This window comes from Massilia sp. 01N417, from assembly GCF_056399645.1.
This window is the reverse complement of the sequence record NZ_JBFTRS010000002.1, coordinates 257,555-273,330: the sequence shown is the minus strand read 5'-3', so window position 1 is coordinate 273,330 and position 15,776 is coordinate 257,555. Positions and strand designations below refer to the sequence as shown.

Below are 15,776 nucleotides of genomic sequence, written 5' to 3'. Positions count from 1 at the left end.
ATTTGTTCCCATGTTTGATCTCGCCACCCTGGCCTGCGCGGCCTTTCTTGCCGGTCTAGTCGATGCTGTGGTGGGAGGAGGAGGCTTGATCCAGATTCCGGCGATCTTCGCGGTGTTTCCGAAGGAAGTGCCGGCGACCCTGCTGGGAACGAACAAGCTGGCGTCGATGTGCGGCACCACGGTCGCGGCGGTGAAATATGCGCGCCGGGTGCAGGTGGCCTGGAGCACGGCGGCGCCGGCGGCCGTCGCCGCTTTCGCCCTGGCCTTCGTCGGCGCCTGGACCGTGACCCGCGTGCCGGGCGACTTCGTGCGCAGCCTGCTGCCGCTGATCCTGCTGGCGGTGGCCGTCTACACCTTCAAGAAGAAGGATTTCGGTTCGGTGCATGCGCCGGTCCACAGCGGCATGACGGAGCGCCTGCTGGCGGTCGGGGTCGGCGCCGCGATCGGCTTCTATGACGGCTTCTTCGGTCCGGGGACCGGCAGCTTCCTGATCTTCCTGTTCGTCCGTTTCTTCGGTTTCGATTTCCTCGGCGCCTCGGCGGCGGCGAAGATCGTCAACGTGGCCTGCAATGTCTCGGCCCTGATCTGGTTTGGCTACAGCGGTCACCTGATCTGGAAGCTGGCGGCGGTGATGGCGGTGTGCCAGGTCGGCGGCTCGCTGGTCGGTACCCGGCTGGCGCTGAAGCACGGCAGCGGTTTCGTGCGCAAGCTCTTCCTCGTCGTGGTGTCCTTGCTGATTGTAAAGACAGCCTTTGATACCTTCCGTCACCTTGGCTGGTAATGTTTCACGTGAAACAGTGCGGCCTCATCGTGTCGGTTTGATGGTTGTAAGCAAGGTGGACAACTGCCAGGCGCCGTCAGCTGCGATCAGCCGCCACCTGCCGGTAGCCCAGGCGGCGCTCTGGAGGTGGCGCCGTTGTAGGCCGCGAGCCAGCAGCGCACACCGGCCGGCAGCTGGTCCATGTGACCGCGGTCTTGCCCCGCACGGCAGCAAGCAAGGCCGAGGTCTGTGCGGCGCTGAGCTTGCCGGTCGCGGAGCCGACGCCAAGCATGACCTCGCCGAGCGGGCGCCCGGCCGACCGGCATGCGCACCTGGACGGCCCTGGTCCCGGCCTCGGCACCCTAGTCGGCGAGTTCGACCTGGGCGGTGACCGCTTGATCGGGACCGGCTGCCCGCGTCAGCAGCACGGATACGCCGGGCTCGGTGTCGCCGGCCTGCTAGCCGGCGGCGCGACAGGTAGGGGTGTCGTCGCAGGCCAGCTCCCAGTCGAAAGGGCTGAAGGTCGTGGGCGCCTGAGCAGCCGCGATGGCGGGGAGGGCGGCGAACATTCCGCGAACGGCGAGCAGGGTTGGCGTCATCGGTCTTCCTAAAAAGGTTTCACGTGAAACAAAATTCTGTGGTTTTAGGGAGCGAGCCGAAGCCGCACGGAAAAAAGAATCTATAATCCAAGCTTAACTCTCCTCGCAGCACATTCCATCATGTTATTTCCGACAGAATTCGACGTGATCGTCGTCGGCGGCGGCCATGCCGGCACCGAAGCGGCGCTCGCGTCTGCACGCATGGGGCAAAAAACCCTATTGCTTACTCACAACATCGAGACCCTCGGTGCGATGTCCTGCAACCCGTCGATCGGCGGCATCGGCAAGGGCCACCTGGTCAAGGAAGTCGACGCCATGGGCGGCGCAATGGCGATTGCCACCGACGAGGCCGGCATCCAGTTCCGCATCCTGAACTCATCCAAGGGGCCGGCCGTGCGCGCCACCCGTGCCCAGGCCGACCGTGTGCTCTACAAGGCGGCGATTCGTTCGCGCCTGGAAAACCAGCCGAACCTGTGGCTGTTCCAGCAGTCCGTGGACGACCTGATGGTCGAAGGCGACCGCGTGGTCGGTGCCGTCACCCAGATCGGCCTGCAGTTCCGCGCGCGCGCCGTGGTGCTCACGGCCGGTACTTTCCTCGACGGGAAGATCCACGTCGGCCTGCAGAACTACACGGCCGGCCGCGCCGGCGATCCGGCGGCCGTGTCCCTCTCGAGCAGGCTGAAGGAACTCAAGCTGCCGCAGGGCCGCCTGAAGACCGGCACGCCACCGCGCATCGACGGCCGCAGCATCGATTTTTCCGCCATGAGCGAACAGCCCGGCGACCTCGATCCGGTGCCGGTGTTCTCGTACATGGGCAATGTCGCCATGCACCCGAAGCAGGTGCCGTGCTGGGTCACGCACACGAATGCGCAAACCCACGAGATCATCCGTAATGGCCTGGACCGCAGCCCGATGTACACCGGCGTGATCGAAGGCGTCGGCCCGCGCTATTGCCCGTCGATCGAAGACAAGATCCACCGCTTCGCCTCGAAGGAATCGCACCAGATCTTCCTCGAGCCGGAAGGGCTGACGACCAACGAGTTTTACCCGAACGGGATCTCGACCAGCCTGCCTTTCGACGTGCAGCTGGCCCTGGTGCGCTCGATGCGCGGCCTGGAAAACGCCTTCATCCTGCGCCCCGGCTATGCGATCGAATACGATTACTTCGACCCGCGCGGGCTCAAATCTTCGCTGGAGACCAAGGCGATCAACGGCCTGTTCTTCGCCGGCCAGATCAACGGCACCACCGGCTACGAAGAAGCGGCGGCGCAGGGCATGCTTGCCGGTATCAATGCGGCTTTGCAGACCCAGGGCAAGGACGCCTGGACCCCGGGCCGCTCGGAAGCCTACCTCGGCGTGCTGGTCGACGACCTCACCACCCAGGGCGTGGCCGAGCCTTACCGCATGTTCACCAGCCGCGCCGAATACCGCCTGTCGCTGCGCGAAGACAATGCCGACATGCGCCTGACGGAAATCGGCCGCAAGCTGGGCGTCGTCGGCGATGCGCAATGGGAAGCCTTCGAGCGCAAGCGCGAAGCCGTGGCCCTGGAGCTGGAGCGCCTGCGCTCGACCTGGGTGAATCCGCGCATCCTGGCGGCCGCCGAATCCGAACGCGTGATCGGCCAGGCCATCGAACGCGAGTACAACCTGGCCGACCTGCTGCGCCGTCCCGGCGTCGAGTACGACAAGCTGATGACCCTGCAGGGCAACGAGGGCCAGGCGCTGGCCGGTCCCGGCGTCGAGGATCCGGCGGTGAAGGAACAGATCGAGATCCAGCTGAAGTATTCGGGCTACATCAACCGCCAGGCGCGGGAAGTGGAGCGCCACGACTACTACGAGAACCTGAAACTGCCGGAAAACCTGAACTACCTGGAGATCACGGCACTGTCGATCGAAGTACGCCAGAAGCTCGATAAACAGCGTCCGGAAACCCTGGGCCAGGCATCGCGCATCTCCGGCGTGACCCCGGCGGCCATCTCGCTGCTGCTGGTGCACCTGAAAAAGCGCGGTGCCAAGGGCTTTACCAATGTGCCGACGGAAGGGCCGCAGCAGGAGCTTGCTGAATGAAGAATTTCGACCGCAACGCCCTCGCCCAGGTACTGCGCGACGGCATCGCCGAGATGCAGCTCGACGTCAGCCCGGCCCGGCAGGAACAGCTGCTGGATTACCTGGCCCTGATGTTCAAGTGGAATTCCGTCTATAACCTGACCTCGCTGCGCGATCCGATGCAGATGGTGACCCATCACCTGCTCGATTCCCTGGCCGCGGTACCCGCCTTCGCAGGCGCGAAAAACGTGCTGGACGTCGGCGCGGGCGGCGGCTTGCCCGGCATCGTGCTGGCGGTGGTCCGCCCGGACATGAAAGTGTCGATGATCGACACCGTGCACAAGAAAACCGCCTTCCTCACCCAGGTGAAGGCGCAACTGGGCCTGGCCAACGTCAGCGTGTACACCATGAAGGTGCAGGAACTGGAGGTGAGCGACAAATTCGACGTCATCACCTCGCGCGCTTTTGCCGACCTCTCGGATTTCGTCGAGTGGTCTTCCCACCTGCTGGCGGAGCAGGGCCGGTACATTGCCCTGAAAGGGGTGGCGCCGGAAGACGAGCGGCAGAGGCTGCCCGCCGAATGGAAGGTGACGAAAGTGGAGCCCCTGCAGGTGCCCAGGCTGGGCGCGGAACGTCACCTGGTTTTCATCCAGAAGGTAAGCAGCTAAACGATATAAACCGTTTATACCGTATTACCAAGTAAATCGTATAAATCGTTTTAATGGTATTAACGGTATGGCTTTTTGAAGGCATACATGGCGAAAATTTTTTGCGTAGCAAACCAGAAGGGCGGCGTCGGCAAGACCACCACCAGCGTCAACCTGTCCGCCGGACTGGCCAAGCTGAACCAGCGCGTGCTGCTGGTCGACCTCGACCCGCAGGGCAACGCCACCATGGGCGCGGGCATCAACAAGGCCGGCCTGACCTCCTCGATCTATGAAGTGCTGCTCGGCGAGGCCGACGTCGCCACCGCGAAGCTGCGCAGCGAAGCGGGGCGCTTCGACGTGCTGCCGGCGAATCGCGAGCTGGCCGGCGCCGAAGTCGAGATGGTGGAACTGGAAAACCGCGAACGCCGTCTGAAGGATGCTCTCGCCAAGGTCGATGCCGACTACGACTTCATCCTGATCGACTGCCCGCCGGCGCTGTCGATGCTGACCCTGAACGGCCTGGTGTGCGCGCACGGCGTGATCATTCCGATGCAGTGCGAGTACTACGCGCTCGAAGGCCTGTCCGACCTGGTCAACACGATCAAGAAGGTGCACGCCAACCTGAACCACGACCTGCGCATCATCGGCCTGCTGCGGGTGATGTTCGATCCTCGCATGACCTTGTCGCAGCAGGTGTCAAGCCAGCTCGAGCAGCACTTCGGCGACAAGGTCTTCAAGACCATCATCCCGCGCAACGTGCGCCTGGCCGAGGCGCCCTCGTATGGCATTCCCGGCGTGGTGTTCGATCCTTCGTCGAAAGGGGCGCAGGCGTACATCGCCTTCGGCGCCGAGATGGTCGAGCGCATCAAGACCATGTAATCCACATATAAACAAAACAGTCCAACATCATGGCAACCAAAAAACTGAAGGGACTCGGCCGCGGCCTCGACGCCCTGCTCGGCGGAGACGCCCACGAGACCCCGGCCGCACCCAGCGGCAGCCCGTCCACCCTGCCTGTCACCCGCATCCAGGCCGGCAAGTATCAGCCGCGCACCCGTATGGACGACGGCTCGCTGTCCGAGCTGGCCGCCTCCATCAAGAGCCAGGGCATCATGCAGCCGGTGCTGGTGCGTCCGATTACGGGAGCAGGGGAGATCGGCTACGAGATCATCGCCGGCGAACGGCGCTTCCGCGCGGCGCAGCTGGCCGGCCTGGAAGAGATCCCGGTGCTGGTGCGCGAAGTCGACGACCAGAATGCGGCCGCGATGGCCCTGATCGAGAACATCCAGCGCGAAGACCTCAACCCGCTCGAAGAAGCGCAGGGCATCGCCCGCCTGATCTCGGAATTCGACTTCACCCACGAACAGGCCGCCAACGCGGTCGGCCGCTCGCGCAGTGCGGTATCGAACCTGTTGCGCCTGGTGAACCTGGCCCAGCCGGTACAGACCATGCTGATGGCAGGGGATATCGACATGGGCCATGCGCGCGCCCTGCTGGCGGTCGACGCCGCCAGCCAGATCGCGCTGGCCAACCAGGTGATCGCGAAGCGCCTGTCGGTACGCGAAACCGAAAAACTGGTCGCCCGCACCCTGGAAGAGCTGAACGCGCCGGCCGCCGCCCCGCGCCAGAAGGAAAAGTCGGGCGACATCGTGCGCCTCGAGGAAGAACTGTCCGACCGCCTCGCCACCCCGGTCGCCTTCAAGATGGGAACCAAGGGCAACGGGCAGATGATCATCGATTTCGCCGACCTCGACGTGCTCGAAAGTGTACTGACGCGCCTGCGCGGCTGATCCCGCATCGGCATCGACGCTGTGGGCAAGTGTTAAATTGCCCACAGTACACCCCTCATCGATCACCGGTATATGCATCCGCAGGACTTTTGGTAGATCGCACTACTTTGCCCGTAATACGCTGAATTTCGTAGGATTTTTCCGAGTTTGACGTCAAATTTCTTTGTCGTTTTTACATCGTTGTAGACGCGATATAAGGACGGAAGAGTTTGACTCTGCACTTCATAAGCCCTTATAATCCCGCTGATTCATGTAATTACCATACCGTAACTCGGTTCCACACGGCTGGCGCGAAAGAACAAAAACAATGCTGCGCTTGGTCTCCCTGCAAATGATGGCAACAGTTGTGGCCGGCGTGATCGCCGGACTGCTAGGGGGGTGGTCTGCGATGTTTTCGGCGGTACTTGGCGGGTTGTGTTGTGTCGTTCCCAATGCTGTCATGGCGGTGCGCCTGTTTGCCGGCGCCAGGAAGCCGGGCGGAGCGAACCCCGCCACATTTTTCATCTGGGAATTTGTAAAGATTGCTTTAACACTGGCGCTGTTGGTGATCACCGCGCGGGTGTACCACGATTTGAACTGGCTGGCCCTGTTGGGCGGCTTCATCGTGGCGCTGAAAAGTTACATCATCTTATTATTTAGGCATTCACAATGACGAGTCCAACGGTAGAAAACGCCGCGGCGCACGCGCCGACTGCGGGAGAGTACATCACCCACCACCTCGGTCACCTGACCAACATCCATCAGGGCTTCATCGTCGACTTCAGCGTGATCAACTATGACACGGTGTTTTGGTCGATTTTGATGGGCGTTGTCGGTGTTTTCGTCATGTGGCTGGGCGCCCGCAAGGCGACCTCCGGCGTGCCGGGCCGTTTCCAGGGCTTGCTCGAAACCGTCGTCGAAATGGTCGAAGACCAGTCGAAATCGATCATCCACGGCGATCGCCGCTTCATCGCGCCGCTGGCCCTGACCGTCTTCATCTGGGTTTTCCTGATGAACTGCCTGGACTTCCTGCCGGTCGACCTGTTCGCCGGTATCTTCCGCCTGCTGGGCATGGGTGAGCCGCACTTCCGCATCGTCCCGACCGCCGACCTGAACGGTCCGCTGGGCATGTCGCTGGGTGTGCTGGCCGTGGTCCTGTTCTACAACCTGAAGGTCAAGGGCGTCGGCGGCTGGATCCACGAACTGTTCGCCGCTCCGTTTGGCATCTATATGGCTCCGTTCAACTTCCTGTTGAACATGATCGAATACGCAGCACGTACCGTGTCGCTCGGCATGCGACTGTTCGGCAACATGTACGCCGGCGAGCTGCTGTTCCTGTTGATTGCCCTGCTCGGCGCCCTGGCGGGTCCGTTCGGCATCGTCGGCCAAATCGTTGCAGGTTCGGCTTGGGCAATCTTCCACATCCTGATCGTGCTCCTCCAGGCATTCATCTTCATGATGTTGACGCTGGTGTATATCGGTCAGGCCCACGAGAGCCACTGACCGACGCGATCGCAAGAACGAACAAGATAGTGGTAGTAAAGAAGTAGTAAAAATCCTAGTTTTTTTAATTTTCAATCTTTTGGAGTAAATCTCATGACTGACGTTTCTTTCGTTGCACTGGCTTGCGGTCTGATCATCGGCCTGGGCGCAATTGGCGCATGTATCGGTATCGCGATCATGGGCGGTAAATACCTGGAAGCCTCGGCACGTCAGCCTGAACTGATGAACACCCTGCAGACCAAGATGTTCCTGCTGGCTGGTCTGATCGACGCGGCATTCCTGATCGGTGTCGGTATCGCCATGCTGTTCGTGTTCGCCAAGCCGTTCACCAGCTAATCACGCTTTTCACGACAAGTGATCTGATGAGCCGAACCTCTGCGGTTCGGCATCCGTTTTTGTGAGAAGGAATTTACCGTGAATCTGAACGCAACTCTGTTTGTTCAGTTCGTGGTCTTCTTCATCCTGGTGTTCGTCACGATGAAATTCGTGTGGCCGCCGGTGATGAAAGCGCTCGACGAGCGCGCCCAGAGGATCGCGAACGGCCTGGCCGCAGCTGACCGCGGCAAGGCAGAAATGGCTGCCGCCGAAAAACGCATCGCTGCCGAACTGGCATCGACCCGCGAAGAAAGCGCCAAGCGCATCGCCGACGCCGAAAAGCGTGCCCAGGCAATCATCGAAGAAGCCAAGCAGACCGCTGCCGCCGAAGCCGCCCGCATCGTCGAAGGTGCCAAGGCCGACGCCGAGCAGCAAGTGACCCGCGCGCGCGAAGAACTGCGCGGCCAGGTCGCTGCACTGGCTGTGGCCGGCGCCGAGCAGATCCTCAAGCGCGAAGTGAACGCAGCGGCCCACGCCGACCTGCTGAACCGCCTGTCGACCGAGCTCTGATCATGGCTGAGTTCGCAACCGTCGCCCGCCCCTACGCCGAAGCGCTGTTCCGTGTCGCCCAGAACGGCGACATGGCGGCCTGGACCGGCATCGTCTCGGAACTGGCGCAAATCGGCGCCAATCCGGACGTGCAGGCTTTTGCCGGCAACCCGAACGTCACGGCGGCACAACTGGCCGAGACGATTGCGTCGCTGGTCAAATCGCCGCTGAACGCCGAAGCGAAAAACTTCATCGCGATGCTGGCCGAAAACGGCCGTGTCGCACTGCTGCCGGAAATCGCTTCGCAGTTCACCGCCCTGAAGAATGCACAGGAAGGTGCTGCCGACGCGACCGTCTACAGCGCCTTCGAGATGTCGGCAGAGCAGGTGAATGCGCTGGCCGCCACGCTCGAAAAGAAATTTGGCCGCAAGCTCAACCCCACGGTCGAAGTCGACCCGTCGCTGATCGGTGGTGTGCGCGTGGTCGTCGGTGACGAAGTGCTGGATACCTCGGTCCGCGCGAAGCTGCAGCAGATGCACAACGCGCTGGTGGCCTGAGGATCTTTGCACCGTCTACCGCGTCCAAGCCCTTGCCCTACGCATCAAGAAACTATTAGGAGTTAGCACTCATGCAACTTAATTCGTCTGAAATCAGCGAACTGATCAAGAGCCGCATCCAGGGCCTCGAAGGTTCGGCTGATGTTCGTAACCAAGGCACGGTGATCTCCGTCGCCGACGGTATCTGCCGCATCCATGGTCTGTCGGACGTGATGCAGGGCGAGATGCTGGAATTCCCGGGTAACACCTTCGGTCTGGCGATGAACCTCGAGCGTGACTCGGTCGGCGCCGTGATTCTGGGTGCTTACGAGCACATCTCCGAAGGCGACACCGTCAAGACCACCGGCCGCATCCTGGAAGTCCCGGTCGGTCCGGAACTGCGTGGCCGCGTCGTCAACGCACTGGGCCAGCCGATCGACGGCAAAGGTCCGATCGACGCCAAGCTGACCGCTCCGATCGAAAAGATCGCCCCGGGCGTGATCGCGCGTGAATCCGTCTCGCAGCCGATGCAGACCGGTATCAAGTCGATCGACGCGATGGTGCCGATCGGCCGTGGCCAGCGTGAGCTGATCATCGGCGACCGCCAGACCGGTAAATCGGCCGTGGCAGTCGATGCGATCATCAACCAGAAGGGTCAGAACATGACCTGCGTGTACGTGGCGATCGGCCAGAAGGCCTCGACCATCAAGAACATCGTGCGCTCGCTGGAAGAGCATGGCGCGATGGAGTACACCATCGTCGTCGCCGCTTCCGCTTCGGAATCGGCAGCCATGCAGTACATCTCGGCCTACTCGGGCTGCGCGATGGGCGAATACTTCCGCGACCGCGGCGAAGACGCGCTGATCGTGTACGACGACCTGTCGAAGCAGGCAGTCGCCTACCGCCAGATCTCGCTGTTGCTGCGCCGTCCGCCGGGCCGCGAAGCTTACCCGGGCGACGTGTTCTACCTGCACAGCCGCCTGCTGGAGCGTGCCGCTCGCGTGAACGCCGACTACGTGTCCGCCTTCACCAACGGCGCCGTGACCGGCAAGACCGGTTCGCTGACCGCACTGCCGATCATCGAAACCCAGGCTGGCGACGTCTCGGCTTTCGTGCCGACCAACGTGATCTCGATTACCGACGGCCAGATCTTCCTGGAAACCTCGCTGTTCAACGCCGGTATCCGTCCTGCGATCAACGCAGGTATCTCGGTGTCGCGCGTCGGTGGCGCAGCCCAGACCAAGGTCATCAAGGGCCTGTCCGGCGGTATCCGTACCGACCTGGCGCAGTACCGTGAGCTGGCTGCGTTCGCGCAGTTCGCATCGGACCTGGACGAGTCGACCCGCAAGCAGCTGGACCGCGGCGCCCGCGTGACCGAACTGCTGAAGCAGAAGCAGTACTCGCCGCTGCCGATCTCGCTGATGGCCGCTTCGCTGTTCGCCGTCAACAAGGGTTATTTCGACGATATCGAAGTCAAGCGCGTGCTGGATTTCGAAGCCGGTCTGCACAACTTCCTGAAGTCCAGCCACGGCGCCCTGCTGTCGAAGATCGACGACAGCAAAGCCCTGGACAAGGACGGCGAAGCAGCGCTGGCCGCCGCCATCGCCGACTTCAAGAAGTCGTTCTAAGCGCGGCTTTTTGATGGAATGCGGGACCGGGGTGACCCGGTCCCTATAAGGAGTAAGGGCTCATGGCAGCAGGCAAAGAGATACGTGGCAAGATCAAGAGCGTAGAAAATACGAAGAAGATCACCAAGGCGATGGAAATGGTCGCCGCGTCCAAGATGCGCAAGGCGCAGGACCGGATGCGCGCCGCCCGTCCCTACAGCGAGAAGGTCCGCAACATCACGGCCAACCTCGCCACTGCGAACCCGGAGTACACCCACGCGTTCATGGCGAATGCCAAGGACACGAAAGCGAAAGCCGTCGGCTTCATCGTCGTCACGACCGACAAGGGTCTGTGCGGCGGCATGAACACCAACGTGCTGCGCCAGGTGACGCAGAAGACCCGCGAGCTGGAAGCCGCGGGCAATCGCATTGAAGTCGTTGCAATCGGCAACAAAGGTCTGGGTTTCCTGAACCGCATCGGCGTGAAGGTCGTTTCGAGTGTCACGCAAATCGGCGACACCCCGCACCTGGAAAAGCTGATCGGCCCGATCAAGGTCATGCTCGACGCTTACCAGGATGGTCAGCTGGACGCGGTGTACCTGTGCTACACCAAGTTCATCAACACCATGCGCCAGGAACCGGTGGTCGAGCAGCTGCTCCCGCTGCCGGCTGGACACCTGAAGGCGGACGAAGGCGGCCACTCGTGGGACTACATCTACGAGCCGGACGCGCAAGTCGTCATCGACGAGCTGCTGATGCGCTACGTCGAAGCGCTGATCTACCAGTCGGTGGCCGAGAACCTGGCGTCCGAGCAGTCGGCGCGCATGGTGGCGATGAAGGCCGCAACCGACAACGCGGGCAACGTCATCGGCGAGCTGAAGCTGGTCTACAACAAGACCCGCCAGGCAGCGATCACGAAAGAACTCTCGGAGATCGTCTCCGGCGCGGCTGCAATCAGCAGCTAAGCCAGGCAAGCGACCTCACGTAACGAAATTAAAACTATATCTGAAGGAACGAACATGGCTGATGGCAAAATCGTTCAGTGTATCGGCGCCGTGGTTGACGTGGAATTCCCGCGCAACGCAATGCCGAAAGTGTACGACGCACTGAAAATGGAAGGCTCCGAACTGACCCTGGAAGTCCAGCAGCAGCTGGGTGACGGCATCGTCCGTACCATTGCCCTGGGCAGCTCGGAAGGCCTGCGTCGCGGCATGATTATCCAGAACACCGGCAACCCGATCATGGTGCCGGTCGGCAACGCGACCCTGGGCCGCATCATGGACGTGCTGGGCAACCCGATCGACGAGCGCGGCCCGGTCAACGCCGAGCGCACCGCATCGATCCACCGCACCGCACCGGCCTACGACGAGCTGTCGCCGTCGCAGGACCTGCTGGAAACCGGCATCAAGGTGATCGACCTGGTCTGCCCGTTCGCCAAAGGCGGTAAGGTCGGCCTGTTCGGCGGCGCCGGCGTCGGCAAGACCGTCAACATGATGGAACTGATCAACAACATCGCCAAGGCGCACTCGGGTCTGTCCGTGTTCGCCGGCGTGGGTGAGCGTACCCGTGAAGGTAACGACTTCTACCACGAAATGGCCGATGCCAAGGTCGTCGATCTGGACAACCTGGGCAACTCGAAGGTCGCGATGGTCTACGGCCAGATGAACGAACCGCCGGGCAACCGCCTGCGCGTCGCGCTGACCGGCCTGACCATGGCCGAAGCCTTCCGTGACGAAGGCAAGGACGTTCTGTTCTTCGTCGACAACATCTACCGCTACACCCTGGCCGGTACCGAAGTGTCGGCACTGCTGGGCCGTATGCCGTCGGCAGTGGGCTACCAGCCGACCCTGGCCGAAGAGATGGGCCGCCTGCAAGAGCGCATCACCTCGACCAAGACCGGTTCGATCACCTCGATCCAGGCCGTGTACGTCCCTGCGGACGACTTGACCGACCCGTCGCCGGCAACCACCTTCGCCCACCTGGACTCGACCGTCGTTCTGTCGCGTGACATCGCTTCGCTGGGTATCTACCCGGCAGTGGACCCGCTGGACTCGACCTCGCGCCAGCTGGACCCGCTGGTCGTCGGTGAAGAGCACTACGCCACCGCGCGCGCCGTGCAGGGCACCCTGCAGCGCTACAAGGAACTGCGTGACATCATCGCGATTCTGGGCATGGACGAACTGGCACCGGAAGACAAGCTGGTCGTCGCACGCGCTCGCAAGATGCAGCGTTTCCTGTCGCAGCCGTTCCACGTCGCTGAAGTGTTCACCGGCGCACCGGGCAAGTACGTTTCGCTGAAAGACACGATCAAGGGCTTCAAGATGATCGCGTCGGGCGAACTGGACCACCTGCCGGAGCAGGCGTTCTACATGGTCGGCACCATCGAAGAAGCGATCGAGAAGGCCAAGAAGCTGGCTGCCTAAGCGGCCTCCTTTAAGGGACACACATGGCAAATACCATTCACGTTGACGTCGTCTCGGCCGAAGAGCAAATCTTTTCGGGCGAAGCCGAGTTCGTCGCGTTGCCGGGTGAAGCGGGTGAGCTGGGTATCTACCCGATGCACACCCCCTTGATCACGCGCATCCGTCCGGGCGCCGTGCGCATCAAGGTGCCGGGCCGCAGCGAAGAGGAATTCGTCTTCGTCGCCGGCGGCATCCTGGAAGTCCAGCCGAAAGGCGTGACCGTCCTGGCCGACACCGCCATCCGCGGCGCTGACCTGGACGAAGCGAAAGCCCAGGAAGCCAAGCGCCAGGCGGAAGAGCTGATGCTGAACAAGGAATCCGCGATCGACTACGCCAAGGCGCAAGCCGAACTGGCAGCCGCGATCGCCCAGCTGGCGGCCATCGCCAAGCTGCGTCACAAGGGCCGCTGATTTTTAGCGGTTTCAAGTGATGAAAAAGAAGGCAGCCTGCGGGCTGCCTTTTTTATTTATTGCCTGGCCGTTCTGGAAATACGGCTTCTCGTCCTTATCTAGCGTGGATCACAACGATGGCTTGAAAGGACTGAACATGAAACAAGAAACCGCGATCCTCGCAGGCGGCTGCTTCTGGGGCATGCAGGACCTGATCCGCAAGATGCCGGGCGTGCTGTCGACCCGGGTCGGCTATTCCGGCGGCGACGTGCCGAACGCCACCTATCGCAATCACGGCACCCACGCCGAGGCGATCGAGATCGTGTTCGACCCGGAGAGAATCGGCTACCGGCGCCTGCTCGAGTTCTTCTTCCAGATCCACGACCCCAGCACGGCCAACCGCCAGGGCAACGACATCGGCGCCAGCTACCGTTCCGCGATCTTTTATACCAACGACGCGCAGAAGGCGGTCGCGCTGGACACGATCCAGGACGTCGACGCCTCCGGCCTCTGGCCCGGCAAGGTCGTGACCGAAGTGAAACCTGCCGGCCCGTTCTGGGAAGCGGAACCGGAACACCAGGATTACCTGGTCAAGCATCCGAACGGCTATACCTGCCACTTCATTCGCAAGGACTGGCGCCTGCCTCACCGCGACGAGCGTGCCGGCTGAGCCGTCCATTCGCCCCGCCGATCCAGCCGCTCATCTCCGGCAATCACCACTCGTCGGAAAATCATTGCTTGACGTAATGACATCTCCTATCTTGTCTCGACCACAACCACCGAGAGAGAGAAGGAGCCGCCATGTTCAAGCCGTCCCCCGTCCGCGCCGCCATCGCCGTCCTGCTGGCGGCGCCCCTCGTCCACGCCGCGCCGGATGGCGGCCAGGACTTGGCGGCGCGCATCGACCAGGTGCTGTCCGCCACCTATAAAGCCGATGCGCCGGGGGCCACCGTCATCGTGGTCAAGGATGGCAAGACCATCCTGCGCAAGGCCTATGGACTGGCGGACGTCGAGCACAAGCAGCCGCTGGCCCCGGACACGCCGATGCGCCTGGGCTCCATCACCAAGCAGTTCACCTCGACCGCGATCCTGATGCTGGTCGACGAGGGCAAGATCAAGCTGGACGACGACATCACCGTCTACCTGCCCGACTATCCGCGCCAGGGCAAGAAGGTCACCATCGAGCACCTGCTGACCCATACCTCGGGCATCGTCAGCTACACCGGCAAGCCGGACTACATGGCGAACATGCGGAAGGACCTCACGGTGCGGCAGATGGTCGACTCCTTCAAGGACGATCCGCTGGAATTCGCGCCGGGTTCGCGCTACCGGTACAACAATTCCGGCTACTTCCTGCTGGGCGCCATCATCGAGAAGGTGTCCGGCCAGACCTACGACAAGTTCGTCGAGCAGCGCATCTTCGTGCCGCTGGGGATGAGGCGCACTGCCTACGAAGGCCACGAGCGCGACAAGGCGGCGCGCGCGCTCGGCTATTCGAAGGCGCCGGATGGTTTCAAGCCGGCGGCGCCGCTCAGCATGACGCAGCCCTATGCGGCCGGTTCGCTGGTGTCCACCGTCGACGACCTGGCGCGCTGGGACGCCGCCGTCGGCAGCGGCAAGCTGCTGAAGTCCGCCAGCTGGCAGCGCGCCTTCACGCCCTATACCCTGAGCGGCGGCGCCAGCACCGGCTACGGCTACGGCTGGGAGACCGGCAAGCTGCGCGGCGCCCCGATGATCGGCCATGGCGGCGGCATCAACGGCTTCAACACTTATGCGCTGCGCCTGCCGACCGAGAAGCTGTATGTGGCGGTGCTGAGCAACGTCGATTCCGGCCTGCCGCCGGCAGGGGAGGCGGCGTACAAGGCGGCCGCGATCGCGATCGGCAATCCCTTCCCCGAGTACAAGGAAGTCAAACTGGATGCGAAGACCCTGGACGCCTATGCCGGCGTCTACCGCGTCGAGGGGAGCGACACCCGCACCGTGCGCCGCGACGGCGAGCGCCTGGTGCTGCAGCGCGCCGGCCGGCCGGCGGTGACCCTGCATGCCTATTCCGAGACCGGCTTCTTCATCCCCGGTTCGTTGCAGTCGATCGAGTTCACCCGCGACGCCCAGGGCCGGGCAACCCAGCTGGTGGTGCACAACCCGACTTCCGACCAGGTCAGCCCGCGCACCGGCGACGCGCCGCCGCAGCGGGTGGCCGTCAAGATCGACCATGCGAAATTCGATGCCTACGCCGGACGCTACCAGCTGGCGCCGAACTTCGCGATCGAATTGAGCCGCGACGGCGACCGCTACTGGACCCAGGCCACCGGCCAGGCGAAGGTCGAGGTGTTCGCCCTGAACGAGCGGACTTTCTTTTCGAACCAGGTGGATGCCGAGCTGCGCTTCGACGATGCGGCGCCCGGACAGCTGGTGCTGGCCCAGGGCGGGCGCGAGATCAAGGGGATGAAGCTGCCTTGACGCCGGCCGAATTCCCTGAAAACGGGCATCCGTCGGCATACGGGTGCCCTACGTCGCATCGAAGTGGAAGATAATGTTGCTGCATGCAAATATAGCTTCCATGTCCTCTTCCAAATCCCTCCCGCTCTTCCGGC

At 62.6% G+C, this 15,776-nt stretch carries 16 protein-coding genes; all 16 read left to right on the top strand.

Going from position 1 to position 15,776, the window contains the following annotated elements:
• The first annotated feature begins 10 nt into the window (after positions 1-10).
• The 16 genes from AC1DOQ_RS03370 (at position 11) to AC1DOQ_RS03295 (ending at position 15,642) form a co-directional block, all read left to right on the top strand.
• Complete coding sequence (locus AC1DOQ_RS03370; protein ID WP_477360269.1) at positions 11-781, top strand: sulfite exporter TauE/SafE family protein; 771 nt, start codon at positions 11-13, stop codon at positions 779-781.
• A 698-nt stretch (positions 782-1,479) separates the two neighbouring features.
• The gene (gene mnmG, locus AC1DOQ_RS03365) at positions 1,480-3,426 is read left to right on the top strand and encodes a tRNA uridine-5-carboxymethylaminomethyl(34) synthesis enzyme MnmG (protein WP_477360267.1); all 1,947 of its coding nucleotides are present in this window, start codon (positions 1,480-1,482) and stop codon (positions 3,424-3,426) included.
• The gene (gene rsmG / locus AC1DOQ_RS03360; protein ID WP_477360265.1) at positions 3,423-4,073 is read left to right on the top strand and encodes a 16S rRNA (guanine(527)-N(7))-methyltransferase RsmG; all 651 of its coding nucleotides are present in this window, start codon (positions 3,423-3,425) and stop codon (positions 4,071-4,073) included. The genes mnmG and rsmG overlap by 4 nt, the downstream gene beginning before the upstream one ends.
• Before the next feature lie 87 nt (positions 4,074-4,160).
• Positions 4,161-4,931: a ParA family protein gene (locus AC1DOQ_RS03355; RefSeq protein ID WP_477360263.1), complete on the top strand. Its 771-nt coding sequence runs from the start codon at positions 4,161-4,163 to the stop codon at positions 4,929-4,931.
• Positions 4,932-4,960: 29 nt separating this feature from the next.
• The gene (locus tag AC1DOQ_RS03350) at positions 4,961-5,842 is read left to right on the top strand and encodes a ParB/RepB/Spo0J family partition protein (protein WP_477360261.1); all 882 of its coding nucleotides are present in this window, start codon (positions 4,961-4,963) and stop codon (positions 5,840-5,842) included.
• Between the two features lie 307 nt (positions 5,843-6,149).
• Complete coding sequence (locus AC1DOQ_RS03345) at positions 6,150-6,494, top strand: ATP synthase subunit I (protein ID WP_477360259.1); 345 nt, start codon at positions 6,150-6,152, stop codon at positions 6,492-6,494.
• On the top strand, positions 6,491-7,324 hold the full coding sequence (atpB, locus tag AC1DOQ_RS03340; RefSeq protein ID WP_477360257.1) for a F0F1 ATP synthase subunit A: 834 nt from the start codon (positions 6,491-6,493) through the stop codon (positions 7,322-7,324). The genes AC1DOQ_RS03345 and atpB overlap by 4 nt, the downstream gene beginning before the upstream one ends.
• 93 nt (positions 7,325-7,417) lie before the next feature.
• Entirely contained in the window at positions 7,418-7,660 is a 243-nt protein-coding gene (gene atpE, locus AC1DOQ_RS03335) for a F0F1 ATP synthase subunit C (RefSeq protein WP_091665119.1), read from the top strand.
• 78 nt (positions 7,661-7,738) lie between these two features.
• On the top strand, positions 7,739-8,209 hold the full coding sequence (locus AC1DOQ_RS03330; RefSeq protein WP_477360255.1) for a F0F1 ATP synthase subunit B: 471 nt from the start codon (positions 7,739-7,741) through the stop codon (positions 8,207-8,209).
• Positions 8,210-8,211: 2 nt separating this feature from the next.
• Positions 8,212-8,745 carry a F0F1 ATP synthase subunit delta gene (locus AC1DOQ_RS03325; RefSeq protein ID WP_477360253.1) on the top strand — a complete coding sequence of 178 codons (534 nt, stop codon included), beginning with the start codon at positions 8,212-8,214 and terminating at the stop codon, positions 8,743-8,745.
• 71 nt (positions 8,746-8,816) lie between these two features.
• Positions 8,817-10,352 carry a F0F1 ATP synthase subunit alpha gene (gene atpA, locus AC1DOQ_RS03320; RefSeq protein ID WP_477360251.1) on the top strand — a complete coding sequence of 512 codons (1,536 nt, stop codon included), beginning with the start codon at positions 8,817-8,819 and terminating at the stop codon, positions 10,350-10,352.
• Between the two features lie 62 nt (positions 10,353-10,414).
• Positions 10,415-11,296, top strand: coding sequence for a F0F1 ATP synthase subunit gamma (gene atpG / locus AC1DOQ_RS03315; protein WP_477360249.1), 882 nt, complete (start codon positions 10,415-10,417; stop codon positions 11,294-11,296).
• A gap of 54 nt (positions 11,297-11,350) precedes the next feature.
• Positions 11,351-12,754: a F0F1 ATP synthase subunit beta gene (gene atpD, locus AC1DOQ_RS03310; protein ID WP_442123899.1), complete on the top strand. Its 1,404-nt coding sequence runs from the start codon at positions 11,351-11,353 to the stop codon at positions 12,752-12,754.
• A gap of 23 nt (positions 12,755-12,777) precedes the next feature.
• Positions 12,778-13,203, top strand: a complete 426-nt coding sequence (locus AC1DOQ_RS03305; RefSeq protein WP_477360247.1) for a F0F1 ATP synthase subunit epsilon — start codon at positions 12,778-12,780, stop codon at positions 13,201-13,203.
• Between the two features lie 136 nt (positions 13,204-13,339).
• Positions 13,340-13,852: a peptide-methionine (S)-S-oxide reductase MsrA gene (gene msrA, locus AC1DOQ_RS03300; protein ID WP_477360245.1), complete on the top strand. Its 513-nt coding sequence runs from the start codon at positions 13,340-13,342 to the stop codon at positions 13,850-13,852.
• Between the two features lie 131 nt (positions 13,853-13,983).
• Complete coding sequence (locus AC1DOQ_RS03295; protein WP_477360243.1) at positions 13,984-15,642, top strand: serine hydrolase; 1,659 nt, start codon at positions 13,984-13,986, stop codon at positions 15,640-15,642.
• The last annotated feature ends 134 nt before the right edge of the window (positions 15,643-15,776 follow it).

Coding starts and splice junctions, on each gene's coding strand:
- AC1DOQ_RS03370 (WP_477360269.1), top strand. CDS start 11: ATGTTTGATCTCGCCACCCTGGCCTGCGCGGCCTTTCTTGCCGGTCTA.
- mnmG (WP_477360267.1), top strand. CDS start 1,480: ATGTTATTTCCGACAGAATTCGACGTGATCGTCGTCGGCGGCGGCCAT.
- rsmG (WP_477360265.1), top strand. CDS start 3,423: ATGAAGAATTTCGACCGCAACGCCCTCGCCCAGGTACTGCGCGACGGC.
- AC1DOQ_RS03355 (WP_477360263.1), top strand. CDS start 4,161: ATGGCGAAAATTTTTTGCGTAGCAAACCAGAAGGGCGGCGTCGGCAAG.
- AC1DOQ_RS03350 (WP_477360261.1), top strand. CDS start 4,961: ATGGCAACCAAAAAACTGAAGGGACTCGGCCGCGGCCTCGACGCCCTG.
- AC1DOQ_RS03345 (WP_477360259.1), top strand. CDS start 6,150: ATGCTGCGCTTGGTCTCCCTGCAAATGATGGCAACAGTTGTGGCCGGC.
- atpB (WP_477360257.1), top strand. CDS start 6,491: ATGACGAGTCCAACGGTAGAAAACGCCGCGGCGCACGCGCCGACTGCG.
- atpE (WP_091665119.1), top strand. CDS start 7,418: ATGACTGACGTTTCTTTCGTTGCACTGGCTTGCGGTCTGATCATCGGC.
- AC1DOQ_RS03325 (WP_477360253.1), top strand. CDS start 8,212: ATGGCTGAGTTCGCAACCGTCGCCCGCCCCTACGCCGAAGCGCTGTTC.
- atpA (WP_477360251.1), top strand. CDS start 8,817: ATGCAACTTAATTCGTCTGAAATCAGCGAACTGATCAAGAGCCGCATC.
- atpG (WP_477360249.1), top strand. CDS start 10,415: ATGGCAGCAGGCAAAGAGATACGTGGCAAGATCAAGAGCGTAGAAAAT.
- atpD (WP_442123899.1), top strand. CDS start 11,351: ATGGCTGATGGCAAAATCGTTCAGTGTATCGGCGCCGTGGTTGACGTG.
- AC1DOQ_RS03305 (WP_477360247.1), top strand. CDS start 12,778: ATGGCAAATACCATTCACGTTGACGTCGTCTCGGCCGAAGAGCAAATC.
- msrA (WP_477360245.1), top strand. CDS start 13,340: ATGAAACAAGAAACCGCGATCCTCGCAGGCGGCTGCTTCTGGGGCATG.
- AC1DOQ_RS03295 (WP_477360243.1), top strand. CDS start 13,984: ATGTTCAAGCCGTCCCCCGTCCGCGCCGCCATCGCCGTCCTGCTGGCG.